This is a genomic window from Vallitalea guaymasensis, assembly GCF_018141425.1.
Lineage (GTDB): Bacteria > Bacillota > Clostridia > Lachnospirales > Vallitaleaceae > Vallitalea > Vallitalea guaymasensis.
Map to the genome: position 1 here is coordinate 956,035 of NZ_CP058561.1, position 14,623 is coordinate 970,657.

Consider the following 14,623-nt stretch of genomic DNA (forward strand, 5'->3'; position numbering starts at 1 on the left):
AATTATATTAATGTAATTTTTATTCACTTTATATATTGACAATCTTTTTGAGATAAACTATAATACTTTTTGGTTAAAATAAAATTTTTAGGAGGAATTATATGAAATTATTTAAAAATTCATTATGTTTTATGATATGTTTTATCATAACTGCTACTACTGTTTTAATTACAGGCTCTACCAATGTACAAGCCTCAGAAGACCCAGTCCAATTATGTCATGCAAGATACCATATCTTTTCTGCTGACGGTTCAACAGGTAATTATGAAGGAAATATTGCAGTTAAAAATCTAGACCCTAATAAAAAAGTAACTGTTCATTACTGTTATGAGTATAATCAAAACAATTGGAAAGATGTATCTGCAAAGTATGTTAAGACAACTTCAGATGGATACGAAATATGGCATTTTGAAACACCTTGTTATTATTATTCTCCTTGTATCTTTGCTGTTAAATGTGAAGCAAATGGTCAAACTTATTGGGATAATAATAATGGAAACAATTATACTGTAACAAGAGATGTGATTTTAGCTAAAGATTCAATATTAAATTTGAATAGTCACTATGAAGCTAATCAAACCTATGATAGAATCCAATCAATCAATGGATATATTGCATTAAAGAATTTATCATCAGAAAAAAATGTGAAAGTTAGAATTACTGAAGATAATTGGCAGACTTATACAGATATTGATGCTGTATATCATTCTTCTCAAGAAAATAGTAATATAGAGTATTGGCATTATGATTATAAAACAAAGACTACTCCAAAAAATGTACAATTCGCTGTATACTATGAAGTAAATGGAGTTACCTACTGGGATAACAACAGTGGTTCAAATTATTTTTTAGGTTTCAGATAAAATAAACCTACTATGTAAAATTACATAAAATTGTAAAAAGTATATAATAAGAGCTGTCCCTATATAAAATGTCCTTTAAACAAGGTTCAATTTATGAGGAAACAGCTCTTTTAATTATTTATGATTGTCTTAGCTTATTGGCTTTGAATATGAATAATGTAATAGATGCTAAAGCTGCTATTATACCTACTGGATATCCAATGGAAGTTGAAAGTTTTAATCCTTCAGGAGCAATTATTATATAAGTTGTTATTACTGCCGTCATGAATGTTGCTGGTAAAGTACATATCCAATGGAATCGGTTTTCTTTTACTAAATAACTTGCTGCCGCCCATAACATTATTGTAGCAAGTGTTTGATTAGACCAAGCAAAATATCTCCATATGATACCAAAATCAACAAAACATAAAACTACACCTATTACAAATAAAGGAATTGCAATAAAAAATCTATTTTTGAATTTATCTTGTTTCAGACTAATAGCATCTGCAATAGCCAGTCTTGCACTTCTGAAAGCTGTATCACCTGATGTGATAGGACATGCCACAACTCCAAGCAATGCCAGTGCTCCACCTGCTGTACCAAGTAACGATACAGATATTGTTGTAACGACAACACCTGCTGTACCTGCTTCAGATAACGCCTGTGTATTACCAAAGAATGCTATCGCTGCTGCTGCCCATATCAAGGCTACTATACCTTCAGCAATCATTGCACCGTAGAATATCTTTCTTCCCTCTTTTTCATTTGTAATACATCTTGCCATAATTGGTGATTGCGTAGCATGGAATCCACTAATAGCACCACAAGCAATAGTAATAAATAAAAATGGAAAGATTGCTTTACCTGATGGATGTAAGTTAGTAAGCTGTATCTCTGGTATAGAATACCCTTTTACAAATATCCCAATTATTATCCCAATACCCATAATTATTAAAGCCGCACCAAATATAGGATAGATCTTTGCTATAATCTTATCAACTGGCAATACTGTGGCACATAGATAATAAACTATTATTAATCCAACCCATATCATTTTGTTAATTCCTGTCAAGTTCTCTAATATACCCGCTGGTCCATTAACGAATACTACACCAACTAAAAGAAGTAATACTACCGAGAATATACGCATAGCATTTTTTGCTGAAGTTCCTAAATATCTTCCTACTATTTCAGCTACAGTTTCCCCGTTGTGTCTAACTGATAACATACCTGCGAAATAGTCATGTGTAGCACCTGCTAGAATACAGCCAAGTACAATCCATAGAAATGCTACAGGTCCCCATAAAGCTCCTGCTACCGCACCAAATATAGGTCCTAATCCTGCAATATTCAAAAATTGTACTAAAAATGCTTTTTTCCAGGCTATTGGTACATAATCCACCCCATCTTTCATTGTTACAGCTGGAGTTTTTCTGTTTTCGTCCATTCCAAATATTTTTTCTACAAATTTACCGTAAAAAACATATCCTAAAACCAAAGCAACTATAGATAATAAAAATGATATCATATAAAATGCCTCCCTATGTATAATAATATACAATTATTATACCTGACATCACTTATTATTGTGCATTTTGCCGTTAAATGCACATTTTAGAACTTAAACGGTAATTATCTAACTATAAACGGTAAAAAGTATAAGCATAACACCTTTCACTATACTTCAATCTATAGATCAAACATTTTTTTAAACTGACAAGATTGTCTTCTGCTGATTGGTATTTCTTTTTCACAATTCTTGAATTTCACTGCATAAGTCTTATTAAACCAAGGTATGATTTCCTCTATTTTCTCTAAATTAATCAGATAACTTCTATGACATCTAAAAAAGCTGTGATCCTCAAATGTTTTTTCCAACTTACATAATGTATCAGCTGTATAATAGGATTCGTTTTCCGTAACTATATAAGTTTCACTGTTTTCAACATAACAGAATAATATTTCATCAGGATCCATTAATATGATCCTTTCTCCTTTCCATACAGGAAATTTTTTCAGCTTTATCTTGTGGCATTCAATTACTTTTTCTATATTTCTACTATCCTGTTTTAGGTTGTTATCAACCCTATCTTTTATTTTTAATACGGTCATTTCAAGTCTTTCATCATCTAGTGGTTTAAGGATATAATCTATTGCATTTATTTCAAAGGCTTTTATAGCATATTCGTTATACGCCGTTGCAAATACTACATTAATATTTAGATTCAAATTAATGATTTGCTGTGCAAACATGAATCCATCCATCTCTGGCATAGAAATATCCAAGAAAACTACTTCTACTTGATGTTTTTTAATATATTCAAGAGCTTGTATGGGGTCGTCAAATTTTCCAACTACATCTATTTCATCATATTTTGATAATATATAATTAAGTTCATCTATGGCTGGTTGTTCATCATCCACTATAATAACTCTAATCATGTTTTTTCCCCCTTATAGGTATTTCCATAATCATTGTAGTCCCTTCTCCCTCTTTGCTTTTTATTTTTAAGCTTGTATTGTAGATACTCTTTAATCTATTATTAACATTATTAACACCTATGCCTTGTTTTTTATTATTATCAAATAATCTTTCAAGCTGTTCTTCAGTCATTCCGACTCCGTTATCAGAAACAGTTATTACTACGTATTCTTCTCTCTGCTTGATACTTATAACAATCTTCCCTCCTGCTTTTTTTGCCATTAGTCCATGCTTTACTGCATTCTCTACTATTGGCTGAATTAATAGAGGTGGTATTTTACACTGTATACCTTCTTCTATGTCATATTCTACTTTCAGCCTTTCTGGAAATCTTGCCTGCTCTATTGTTAGATAAGACTCTACATATAATATTTCTTCTTTAAGGCTTATAAAATCACCTGTTGTTTTGAAATTATTTCTTAGATAATAACTTAATTTCAGCAATAATTCCCTAGCTTTTTCAGGATCTGTTCTACAAAAATAAACGATTGTATTAAGAGTATTAAATAGGAAATGAGGTTGTATCTGTGCTTGTAAAGCTTTCAGTTCTGCTTTATTTAGTAATTGCTTCTGATAATCTATTTCGCTTAGTTCCAGTTGAGTAGAAAATAATTGACCTAGTCCCGTTGCTAATTCTTTATCAGAGAGACTAATACTATTCTCATGTGTCTTATATAATTTTAATGTTCCAATTACATTATTGTTTATTGTTAGAGGTACGACTATTACTCCTTTTAATTTACAGTTCTTATTAGAACACTCAATATCCTTTTTTTCTTGTGCCATTATATATTGCTTTTCTCTTATAGCTTTTTTAGTTATTTCCGTATATATTGGAGCGCCCTTCTTATGATGGTCACTGCCAACTCCTATAAAAGCTAATATAGATTCTCTATCAGTTAATGAAACAGCACTTACCTTAACCTCTTTGTAGATTAATTCCGCCACCTTCTGTGCCGAATATTCGTTTAATCCTTGTCTAAGGTAGGCTAAAGTTTTTGATGCGATACGCAAAGCCAATTGAGCTTTTGCCGTTCCAGCTTTCTCGTACTCATCATATATTTGTTCTATTAATACTAAAAACACACCTGTACCCATTGAATTAATGAATGTCATAGGTATAAAAATTATTTTTACCAAATGAAGAGCTTCACTATAAGGTTTAGCTATGAGTAGAATAATTATCATCTGTAAGCTTTCAATGAATGCCGCCACTATTATTCCCGAAACCCATTTTCTTGGTTTATCTTCTATAAATCTTTTTGCGAATCCTGCTAGTACTCCTCCTAATATAGTTGATATACCACAAGCTATAGCTGTAAACTCACCTATAGGAATTAACATCCTATGAATACCAGCAATCAATCCTGCACCTATTCCAACAAAAGGACCACCAAATAAACCTGCAATAATAACACCGATAGAACGTGAATTAGCAAGGGCTCCACTAACAGGAAAACCAAAGTATGTCCCTAAAATTCCAACTCCACCAAATACCAGAGAAAAGAACACCTTATCATATATTGTTAATTCCTTTTTCAACAAAAACTTCTTAACTAATTCAGATTTTGATAATATGAATGCACCTAATATGATTACCCCAAGTTTTTCAAACAGATTTTTTATCAACTCTAGTAACATGATGTCTCCTTTCATATTAAAAAGTGAAATTAATAGAGATTATTGTATCTAGAAAACCAACTCGCTTATCTTTGTACTTGTATCCTTCATAGCTTCAATTACATCATCTACATTATCTTCCAGATGCTGTTTGAATGTTCCTGCTCCCAACACAGCAATAGGTTTGGATTCACCAGCATATAATGGTACTCCTATCCGTAGTATATTCTTATTAACGAACCCATTATCAAGAACATATCCATTCTCCAAGAAATGTGATTTTAATTGGTTCATATGTTCTAATATATTATTATTCTTGTTCACATATATTTCTTCTATACGCTTTTGCTCTTCTTCTTCCAGATGGACAATATACGGCAAAGCCCATGTGATAGATTCTTCATAATAACGGCAAGTATCAACACTCATCATTGTAATGTTATCCTTGTGTGCTTGCTTTGTCAAAACAATGAATTGGTCGTTAGAATATCCTATAAGCAGTAAACTGATACCGTACCTGTTACTTAAATCAACTAAATACTTCTTAGCTACTTCCTTAAGGAAATGCCATCTATTGCTCTTCTCTGCCAAACTAAAAAATTTTAATCCTATTATATATTTGTTGTTCAAGTTTTTCTGTATATAGTCAAGATAACGTAATGTATGCAGATAACGATTTAAACTACTTACATTATAACCCGTCATGGATTGAAGCTGATTAAAACTTACTTGTTCTTCCCTTGCTATTATTTCCAATATTTTTAGCCCTTTTTCTAAAGCTGGCGCTGGTGTTAAGGACATTTTATCACCATACCTTTCTATGTATTATAAATCTTTCTTGATTATGTAAATCAGAGCAATCAAATATAATATACCTGCTATGCCGAATAGCAATTGAAAAATATCTAAAGAAAATATTTTCCATGATGGATCAATCACTCTAATGACTATTGTACTTATGTTAGTACTTAAAAAAGAAAATACTGCTGTTATAGCCGCATTGACTGCCATATATGAAAGTCTATGTTCATGATCAGTTAATTTTAAGTTGACATTGAACTTAGCTATATTAAATCCTATCATAAATATACCATTTAATAAGAAAAATAAAAAGTAAATTATATGACAATCTACAGAAATAAAAAACCATAGAAAATGAGTTGCCATAAAACATAACCCTGTATACTTAAGAATCTTCTTGAAACCGTAACGGTCAACTCCTGCTCCCCAGACTTTTGCAAGTAGTAATTTTATTATAGCAGTAAAGCTGGAAACAAAAGCAATGAAACCATAGGAAAGCTTCACATATTTTATTGCATATATATTAAAAAATGGTCTACCGAAATTCCATGCGAACATCCATAATAACGAAAATATAATGAACTGTCTGTACTTAGCGTCTTTTAAAGGCAAGGTCAATGTTTGTTTCAAAGATAGTTTACCCTTAGTTACTAATGGATAGTCTTCCAATTTAGCTATAATAAGTATTTCTCCCACTGCAAATATGATGCTTACAATGAATATTATCATAAATAACCTAGTAGTATGTACATAACTGTCAAGAATCCTACCAACACATAATGGAATAACTATTCCAACACCATTTCCTATCAAATTACGTGTAGAGTAATATCTTCCTTTCCTGTCCATAGGTATTATTCTATCATTCCAAGCTAAAAATGTTCCTCCCATAAGAGATGTAAAAGACACTGATGTGAATATAATAAATAATAAAATGATAAACCGTGAACTCTCTAAAAAAGGTAATAACATTATCAAATAAAATATAACAAATCTTAGAGTTCTCGTAACCAATACCATCTTTTTGGGACTTCTGAATTTTTCATATATCATTGGTGAAAACAACTGAAATACATTCGTCAAAGCTATGAATCCTAGAATATATCCCATCTCGTAATCAGCCAGCCCTAGAAAAATCATAAAACTTGTTAATACTAGATTTCCTGGCATAGCTATTGCTTCAAAGATATTCCGTAATGCGATACACATTAAAAAGACATTCTTCTGTTTGATATCCAGCCTAAATTTTTTCATATATTCACCTTTACTTTTATATATAATAGTTTAACTATTATATATGATATCACATTATAAAAAATACTTCTACTAGGAATTACTTTTTACTTAGACAACCTGTCACTTTTATTTTCAAAGGAACATATATTATTATAGATAGATATTATTTTAAATAAAGTAAAGGAGACATTATTTTGCGGATTACAGATATTTATGAACTTAAGGAAAGTAAAACTTTTATTTTATCTCCTTCTCAGCAGAAAAAAATAAATTTGAAATTAGATAAATTATGTATACCAAAAACTTTGTTGACTGGAACTATAAAATATAGAGACATACCAATTGGAAATGCTACTATTCAAATATTGAATAGTAATTGTAAACCGTTATACTGTACACAAAGCAATAAATATGGAATATATAGCTTCAAAAATATATTAGCTCCTGGAAAATATCAATTAATGGCTACTAAAGATCGTTTTTTGACATCTCCTATTAAAAAAGTGAAGATATATCCAGATACTATAAAACGATTGGATTTTAATTTATATAAAAATCCAATTACTAGAAAAGTATTACTCTATGGTACCATTTATAATAACTACAATAATAAATGTATCTCTAATGCAAAAATCACTGTAAGACCAAAAGATAACCCTAGTAAAATCATCGCAACAACTCGTTCCAATAAGAGCGGTCAATATCTAATATATAATATTCCACATAGTGATTTTATAATAACAGTTTCTCATCCTAAGTATAAACAAAAAACAATATGTAGGCACTTAAAAAACATTAGTAAAATTAACTTTAAGTTAAATAAAATTAGAGAAAGTTGTAAATTCAATTTTAACTTGATAATTAGAGCGTATGATGATGAAATTGTTTTCTATGAAATAAAATCCAAGTTTAGAAAGAGGTGAAAGTGAAATTATGACTAGTTATGATAAATATCAAATTGCTCACAGTAAAGAAATTATTTCTGAAGGCGCTCAAGAAAACCATATTGATATTTTCTTAGTAGAAAACACCAATATAAATGTTGGAGTTATAACTGGGACAGTATTAACATCTACTGGAGAACCAGTTTCTAATGCTACTGTTAAACTAACCACTGCAGATTTTAAAGATTATACTCATGCTACTACAAATGTTGTTGGTAAATTTACTCTAACATCTATTCCAATAGGTTCTTATTTAATTTCAGCAACTAAAGAAGATTATACATTATCAAATCCAATTTCAATAACAGTAAGAAAAAACAAAAAAACCGATATTGATATTATCATTGATTTTGATCCTGATTCTAATAAAAATATAATTTTTGGAATAATTAAATCAGATATTGCTCCTATAGAAAGTGCATTTGTTCAACTATATAAAGTTGAAGGAACTGAAGAAATTTATATGGGTATGTCGGTAACAAATGAGTCTGGACAATATCTTTTTATCAATCTTGATGATGGTAGTTATCTTACAAAAGTAACTAAAATAGGATATTTTGATACTCATTCTCTACCAACAGCTATTGCTGGAAAAGAATATGTACCAATAGATCTATTGCTCATACCTGATCCAGCTAACAATGGGGTAATATTCGGGACAATAAGTGATAGTGATACAAAAGAACCAATCAATAATGCAGTTGTTGCACTTTATTCTATTGAAGATAGTATTGAAACCCTAATACACATAACCAAAACTAATTTAGATGGTAAATATTTATTTGGCAATATACCATCAGGTAAATATAGAATAAAATCAACAGTTCAAGCTTATGAAGATTAACATCTATTAAAGTGGTATTGGATATAAAAGTTCAATACCATTTGATATTTTATCTTACACAAAACAATATAAATTTTAATACAATATAGTATATAAAAATAAGTTGGAGGTCCATATGTCTCCTTTAGTTAAGATTCAAAATCTATCCTATACGTATCATACCCCAAAAGGCGAAACAAAGACTTTAGAAAATATTAACCTTATGATTAATAAAGGAGAATTTATTAGTATTGTAGGTCCAAGTGGTTGTGGTAAATCCACTCTATTATCAGTTATATCTGGACTGATACAGCCTTCAATCGGAGAAGTTTTCCTAGATAAGTCTTTAATAAATAACGATTCTCATTACATTGGTTATATGCTGCAAAAAGACCACCTTTTTGAATGGAGAACAGTGTATAGAAATGTATTGCTTGGCTTAGAAATAAATAATAAACTAAATGCCGAGAATCTTGAATATATAGATAGTTTACTTAAACAATATGGTTTACATGAGTTCAAGAATTATAAACCATCGCAACTTTCAGGGGGAATGAGACAAAGAGCAGCTCTTATCAGAACTCTAGCATTAAAGCCTGAAATATTATTATTAGACGAACCTTTTGCCGCACTTGATTACCAGACAAGGCTATCTGCTGGAGATGAAATCGGTACTATAATAAAAAAAGAAAATAAAACAGCTTTATTAGTAACACATGATATAGCAGAAGCTATATTTAATAAAAAGTTACTCTATATATTGAACTATATTATCTATACATCCAATAAAAAAGTTCAATATATTTTCCTTGATTGTATAAGTTGAATAGAACTAAACAATTGCTGGCTCTATAGCAATTATTTAATTCTACTTATATAAAGCTGATATTCTTAAAATGCTCTCATCTTATTAAGAGGCCATAGTCTAAAAACTACTTTACCTTCTATATTATCTTTATCTATACATCCAAAATTTCTACTGTCACAACTATATTCTCGGTTATCACCAAGAACAAATAATTGTCCTTCTGGAACCACTAAAGGAAATTTAATATTCCTAGCATCTGTCATACCTTTTGTATAGGATTCCTCTAACTGCTCCCCATTAACAAATACCTTACCATCTTTTATGTCAACTTTATCTCCTGATAAACCTATTACTCTTTTTACATATCTCATCCTAGGATCATCCCTCTTGAATTTTCCTAGAGTGTCTTCAATACAGATACCTATTGGATTCCCCCAAAAACCATCAGGTCTCTCTTGCAAGAATACTATGATATCTCCCACTTCTGGATCTGTAAAAATATACGATATCTTCTCAGCAAATAAAAAGTCATTTTCCATCAAAGTCGTTTCCATTGAATGTTGTTGAACCTTAGTTGATGCCAACGCATAACTCTGAATCACTACTACACTAACAACAACTATAACTGCAAATATAATAATATCTTTTACTTCTTTTAATATTTTTTTACCCATTTATTCTACTCCAATCTTCATCTTAATAAATTACTGTAACTATAACTCTATAGTTTGTTAAGATATTTCTTCAAAATACTGTTATCCTCATCTTTTATACCTGAATAATAGAATGTCATTTTTCTATCGCCGCTACCATAAGACCTATTATTTTTATCTAATATATCTTTTAGATGCCTGATAGTACCTACATTGCCATCCAATATCTCTACATGCCCCGGTAAAATTTCTCTAAAATATTCTTTGTAATAAGGAAAATGTGTACACCCAAGCACAACAGAACCATACTTACTCCAATCAAACGGCTCCAACTGTTTTCTTAGATAAGATACAACTTCTTCCTTTTCAAATATGAAATCCTCTGCATATTCTACTAGCTTTGGAAGCGCTAACGAATCAACCCTAGACTCATTATCTACCCTCTCCACCAGCTTCTGATATTTCTCCTCCTTCAGAGTCAAATCAGTTGCTGTCACAAGAACTCTCATATCTTTATCATGTTCTACAGCATATTTTACAGCAGGCTCCATACCAATTATAGGAATATCATAGATTTTCCTTAATTCCTTCACCGCTATACTAGTAGCTGTATTACAAGCTATTACTAAAACATCAATATCCTCAGATACAAGAAATTCAACCACATTATATATGTATTTCTTAACTACTTCCTTTGGCTTAATCCCATAAGGAGCATTCATTGAATCCGCATAATATATGTATTCTTCATTTGGCAACATTTTAAGGGCTTCACTTAAAACTGTTATTCCACCTATACCTGAATCAAAAAAACCAATCTTCAATAATATCACCTTATATCTCTTATTAACACCAATGTAACAACAATAAAACTCCATATAGCTTAGAGTAATTATACCATGTAACTTCTAAAATATGAATGAAAATTACTATAATTATATTCTATTTCTCAATTCACATAATTATTAATCACTTATATGTTTCAATCATATTTTCAATTCTACTTTTATTAATTATATACCATTTAATTAATCGCTTCAACAATAAAACTTTTCGGGAATTGAATTTCAGTAGAAGTCGGTCAGAAAAAAAGTTTTGTTATGACGTGGAGTTTGCAAAATAGTATATGTATATGTTTCGCCAGCTACTTGCTCGTCCTGAGCTCGATAAATAACAATGGACATCGAGTCCATTATTATTTCTGACAGTCCAGTAGGGCTGTCAGATTAAAAGCTGGGTTCGGCGTCCTGCCTCACTGCTCCACATATACATATACTATTTTGCTTGTAGTCCCCGTCAATATAGTACAAAACACATTTTCTTCTTATCATTACAACTAATGGCTAATACAGATTTTGTATAACAAACTTCGTTTTGGTATCATCCGTAAATGATATCTTCCTAATATTTTCCTTATGGCTATCGGCTTTTGTAAGGTCTTATAGGTGATACTATTCCTTTCCGCTAAACGTCCATGTTTAGAGGAAAGGCGCTTAGCCGTCCTGGCACGCTCACCGTATCACCTATAAGACCTTACTTTGATATTGACGTTGAAATATTAGAAAGATATCATTTACTACTTTCGTGCCAATATTTAGTATGCAGAATTAGCTAGTCTTAATATTAATATCTTTATATTAAGATCTTTTATATCACTATCATAATTAGATATCTTATTTACTTGAAATACCCGTAGCCCCTTACACTACTCTAGTGGATGTATAGGTATAGGAAATGAGTGACTTTTAAATAATGGTTAGAAAATCTTAGTGAGTGGAAAGGTATATTCCGTTAAAAAGCTTAATTGTTTGACCGTAGGGAGTTTTTAAGCTTTAGGAATATACCTTGGAACGAACTTAGATTTTCTTCCATTATTTAACCGTGAACGAATTTCCTATACCTATACATCCACGGACGTCCTGCACAGAACCCACCATTTTATACCTAAACCCTCTACTCCCTATTTCCACATTTAACATATTACCCCTTAATCCTAATTTCGCATAACAAAACAAAAAGGTCACTACATATCAAACACTGTAGCAACCTAAAACTAATCAACCTATCTTCTATATTTTTTAAACATAGCCTTCATCTTCTTCTTTTCTTCCAACCTCACCCTAGCATTCTTCTTACCTTCAATAAACCGCAACTCTCTCTTTAATTTATTAAAATTATCAAGCCTCTCTCTCTCCAACTCTCCACATTCAATAGCCTCCAAAACAGCACACCCTGGTTCATTACTATGAGTACAATCTCTAAACCTACATTTTTTCGCAAGCTCATCAATATCAGTAAAAGTATCCGATAGAGCATTCCCTTCTTCACTTTCACTCCATAACCCAAGCTCTCTCATCCCTGGAGTATCTATAACCATACCCCCATCTTCAAGTATTATCAATTGCCTATGAGTCGTTGTATGTCTCCCTCTATCGTCACCTTCCCTTGCTTCATTGACTTTCAATATTTCCTCTCCACATAAAGTATTTATGAGGGTTGACTTACCTACTCCAGACGAACCTAATACAACCGAAGTCTTACCCTCTTGAAAATATTTTTTGATCTCGGAAATACCTATACCTTCTAAGGAACTAATCGCATAAGTACTCACACCAAAAGCGATATTCTCTACTTCTATCAGTCGCTCATCCGTATTATCACACAAATCAGCTTTGCTTAATATTATAACAGGCTCTGCACCACTCTCCCATGCTGTAGTCAAATACCTTTCCAATCTATTGATGTTAAAGTTGTTGTTAAGGGATGCAACGATAAATACATAATCAAAATTAGCAGCAACTACTTGCCCTTCTGTTGTTGTACCAGCTATTTTTCTGACGAATTTGCTTTTTCTAGGTAGAACGTGCTGAATAACTACCTTATCTTCTCCGTCAATAGGTGTCACAGCCACCCAATCACCTACTGTAGGTAAAGACTCCTTATCATTCTCGTAATACAACTTGCCTGAATTAATACCATCAAGTTCACCATGTTCTGTTATGACTTTATACAATCCTCTATGTTCAACCAGTATACGTGCAGGTATTAAACCCTTCTCATAATGAGTCTTAAAACTATCTTCCAAATCTTGATTCCATCCATACATGTCAATCATCATAAATATTATTACCTTCCTTTTTCTCTCCAGAAAAAAATCCTAGTGCACCGTTCATTCATCACACTAGGATTATAGTTATCCACAGAAGTATAGAATTATATAATATTTATACACAGACCTTCCCTATGTAATCCACAAGAAAAGCCCTTGGACAATAAATATAAAAACCTAGGCAATAAATGACACTGCTCTAGGTCTAATAATCATTCTAATTATTAATTTTTCCCTGGGAGCAGTTTAATTTCAATTGTTTAGTTACGTGTAATACCATATTCATTTTTAACATGTAACACCACTCCTTTCAAAAATCAAATTATAGCTACATTCTACCATATATCCCTATCTTTTAAAAGGATTATTTAATATTTTAGTTTAATAATACAGGCTTTTACATTAGCAAGCGCAAAAATTGTTGACAATGGTCTAAAATGGGAGTATACTGTAAACAAACATAAACGATCAAATAAAAACTAATAAAAACAAATTAATGAACAAATAATAACAAAGTGGTGATAATAATATGTTAAAAGCAGAAAGAAGAAATTACATAATCCAATATTTAAAAGAAAACGGAACAGTCATAGTAGATGAATTAGCAAAGGCTTTAGATATTTCTCCAATGACCATAAGAAGAGATTTAAAATATTTGGAGGACAATGAGTTCATCAAAAGAACTCACGGTGGAGCTGTTTTACATGATATGCTCATCGAAGAAGTACCTTACAATAAAAAAACCTCTGTCCATTTGGAAGAAAAAAAGAAAATCGCAAAATTTGCAAGTGAATTAATAAAAGAAGGACATACTATTATATTAGATGCTGGAACAACCAACATGGAAATTGCTAAACGTATTAAACATATTAAAAACCTTAAGGTAATTACACCAGATCTCATGATTGCTCTATTCCTTTCAAAATTTCAAGGAATGCAAGTATATTGTACAGGTGGTTTCATTCAAGGAACTACAGGATCATGTTTAGGTTCTGAAGCAATAGATTTTATAGGAAAAATATGTGTTGATATTGCTTTTTTAGGTACAAGCTCAGTTGATTTTGATAAAGGTCTTACTACTCCTAGTCTAGAAAAGCAAAGAATAAAGCAACAAATAATCAACTCTGCTGATGAAGTAATATTGGTAACAGACCATTGGAAATTTGGTAATAGGAGTTTTGCAAAAATCTGTTATCTAGACCAATTAGATAGAATCATCACTGATAAAGGAATTGATAAACACACATTAGATCAACTTAATCAACTAGGAGTTGTAGTAGATTTAATATAGAAAATTTAATC

At 31.1% G+C, this 14,623-nt stretch carries 13 protein-coding genes; 5 read left to right on the forward strand and 8 right to left on the reverse strand.

Annotated elements, in window-relative coordinates:
- Positions 1-101: 101 nt before the first annotated feature.
- A complete protein-coding gene (locus HYG85_RS04270; RefSeq protein ID WP_212692431.1) occupies positions 102-863 on the forward strand; it encodes a carbohydrate-binding protein in 762 nt (253 codons plus the stop codon).
- 118 nt (positions 864-981) lie between these two features.
- Here the strand turns inward: HYG85_RS04270 and HYG85_RS04275 are convergent, their stop codons facing one another.
- The 5 genes from HYG85_RS04275 to HYG85_RS04295 all read right to left on the reverse strand — a co-directional run bounded on the left by HYG85_RS04275 (position 982) and on the right by HYG85_RS04295 (position 7,002).
- Complete coding sequence (locus HYG85_RS04275; protein ID WP_212692432.1) at positions 982-2,373, reverse strand: carbon starvation CstA family protein; 1,392 nt, start codon at positions 2,371-2,373, stop codon at positions 982-984.
- A 161-nt stretch (positions 2,374-2,534) separates the two neighbouring features.
- Positions 2,535-3,287, reverse strand: a complete 753-nt coding sequence (locus HYG85_RS04280) for a LytR/AlgR family response regulator transcription factor (protein ID WP_212692433.1) — start codon at positions 3,285-3,287, stop codon at positions 2,535-2,537.
- Positions 3,280-4,968 carry a sensor histidine kinase gene (locus HYG85_RS04285; protein WP_212692434.1) on the reverse strand — a complete coding sequence of 563 codons (1,689 nt, stop codon included), beginning with the start codon at positions 4,966-4,968 and terminating at the stop codon, positions 3,280-3,282. The genes HYG85_RS04280 and HYG85_RS04285 overlap by 8 nt, the downstream gene beginning before the upstream one ends.
- 48 nt (positions 4,969-5,016) lie before the next feature.
- Positions 5,017-5,748 carry a helix-turn-helix domain-containing protein gene (locus tag HYG85_RS04290; protein ID WP_212692435.1) on the reverse strand — a complete coding sequence of 244 codons (732 nt, stop codon included), beginning with the start codon at positions 5,746-5,748 and terminating at the stop codon, positions 5,017-5,019.
- Positions 5,749-5,772: 24 nt separating this feature from the next.
- Positions 5,773-7,002: an MFS transporter gene (locus HYG85_RS04295; RefSeq protein WP_212692436.1), complete on the reverse strand. Its 1,230-nt coding sequence runs from the start codon at positions 7,000-7,002 to the stop codon at positions 5,773-5,775.
- Between the two features lie 176 nt (positions 7,003-7,178).
- Here HYG85_RS04295 and HYG85_RS04300 point away from each other — a divergent pair, with 176 nt between their 5' ends.
- From HYG85_RS04300 to HYG85_RS04310, 3 genes are all read left to right on the forward strand, one after another.
- Entirely contained in the window at positions 7,179-7,907 is a 729-nt protein-coding gene (locus HYG85_RS04300; RefSeq protein WP_212692437.1) for a carboxypeptidase-like regulatory domain-containing protein, read from the forward strand.
- Between the two features lie 10 nt (positions 7,908-7,917).
- The gene (locus HYG85_RS04305; RefSeq protein WP_212692438.1) at positions 7,918-8,772 is read left to right on the forward strand and encodes a carboxypeptidase regulatory-like domain-containing protein; all 855 of its coding nucleotides are present in this window, start codon (positions 7,918-7,920) and stop codon (positions 8,770-8,772) included.
- 115 nt (positions 8,773-8,887) lie between these two features.
- Positions 8,888-9,577 (forward strand): ABC transporter ATP-binding protein, encoded by a 690-nt coding sequence (locus HYG85_RS04310; protein WP_113671857.1) that lies wholly within the window; start codon positions 8,888-8,890, stop codon positions 9,575-9,577.
- Positions 9,578-9,642: 65 nt separating this feature from the next.
- On the opposite strand, the gene lepB is transcribed toward HYG85_RS04310, so the two are convergent.
- The 3 genes from lepB to rsgA all read right to left on the reverse strand — a co-directional run bounded on the left by lepB (position 9,643) and on the right by rsgA (position 13,330).
- A complete protein-coding gene (gene lepB, locus HYG85_RS04315; protein WP_212692439.1) occupies positions 9,643-10,233 on the reverse strand; it encodes a signal peptidase I in 591 nt (196 codons plus the stop codon).
- Between the two features lie 47 nt (positions 10,234-10,280).
- Complete coding sequence (gene murI, locus HYG85_RS04320; RefSeq protein WP_212692440.1) at positions 10,281-11,036, reverse strand: glutamate racemase; 756 nt, start codon at positions 11,034-11,036, stop codon at positions 10,281-10,283.
- A gap of 1,238 nt (positions 11,037-12,274) precedes the next feature.
- The gene (gene rsgA / locus HYG85_RS04325) at positions 12,275-13,330 is read right to left on the reverse strand and encodes a ribosome small subunit-dependent GTPase A (RefSeq protein ID WP_212692441.1); all 1,056 of its coding nucleotides are present in this window, start codon (positions 13,328-13,330) and stop codon (positions 12,275-12,277) included.
- A gap of 520 nt (positions 13,331-13,850) precedes the next feature.
- Here rsgA and HYG85_RS04330 point away from each other — a divergent pair.
- A complete protein-coding gene (locus HYG85_RS04330) occupies positions 13,851-14,612 on the forward strand; it encodes a DeoR/GlpR family DNA-binding transcription regulator (RefSeq protein WP_113671861.1) in 762 nt (253 codons plus the stop codon).
- Positions 14,613-14,623: the final 11 nt, after the last annotated feature.

Coding starts and splice junctions, on each gene's coding strand:
- HYG85_RS04270 (WP_212692431.1), top strand. CDS start 102: ATGAAATTATTTAAAAATTCATTATGTTTTATGATATGTTTTATCATA.
- HYG85_RS04275 (WP_212692432.1), bottom strand. CDS start 2,373: ATGATATCATTTTTATTATCTATAGTTGCTTTGGTTTTAGGATATGTT.
- HYG85_RS04280 (WP_212692433.1), bottom strand. CDS start 3,287: ATGATTAGAGTTATTATAGTGGATGATGAACAACCAGCCATAGATGAA.
- HYG85_RS04285 (WP_212692434.1), bottom strand. CDS start 4,968: ATGTTACTAGAGTTGATAAAAAATCTGTTTGAAAAACTTGGGGTAATC.
- HYG85_RS04290 (WP_212692435.1), bottom strand. CDS start 5,748: ATGTCCTTAACACCAGCGCCAGCTTTAGAAAAAGGGCTAAAAATATTG.
- HYG85_RS04295 (WP_212692436.1), bottom strand. CDS start 7,002: ATGAAAAAATTTAGGCTGGATATCAAACAGAAGAATGTCTTTTTAATG.
- HYG85_RS04305 (WP_212692438.1), top strand. CDS start 7,918: ATGACTAGTTATGATAAATATCAAATTGCTCACAGTAAAGAAATTATT.
- HYG85_RS04310 (WP_113671857.1), top strand. CDS start 8,888: ATGTCTCCTTTAGTTAAGATTCAAAATCTATCCTATACGTATCATACC.
- lepB (WP_212692439.1), bottom strand. CDS start 10,233: ATGGGTAAAAAAATATTAAAAGAAGTAAAAGATATTATTATATTTGCA.
- rsgA (WP_212692441.1), bottom strand. CDS start 13,330: ATGATGATTGACATGTATGGATGGAATCAAGATTTGGAAGATAGTTTT.
- HYG85_RS04330 (WP_113671861.1), top strand. CDS start 13,851: ATGTTAAAAGCAGAAAGAAGAAATTACATAATCCAATATTTAAAAGAA.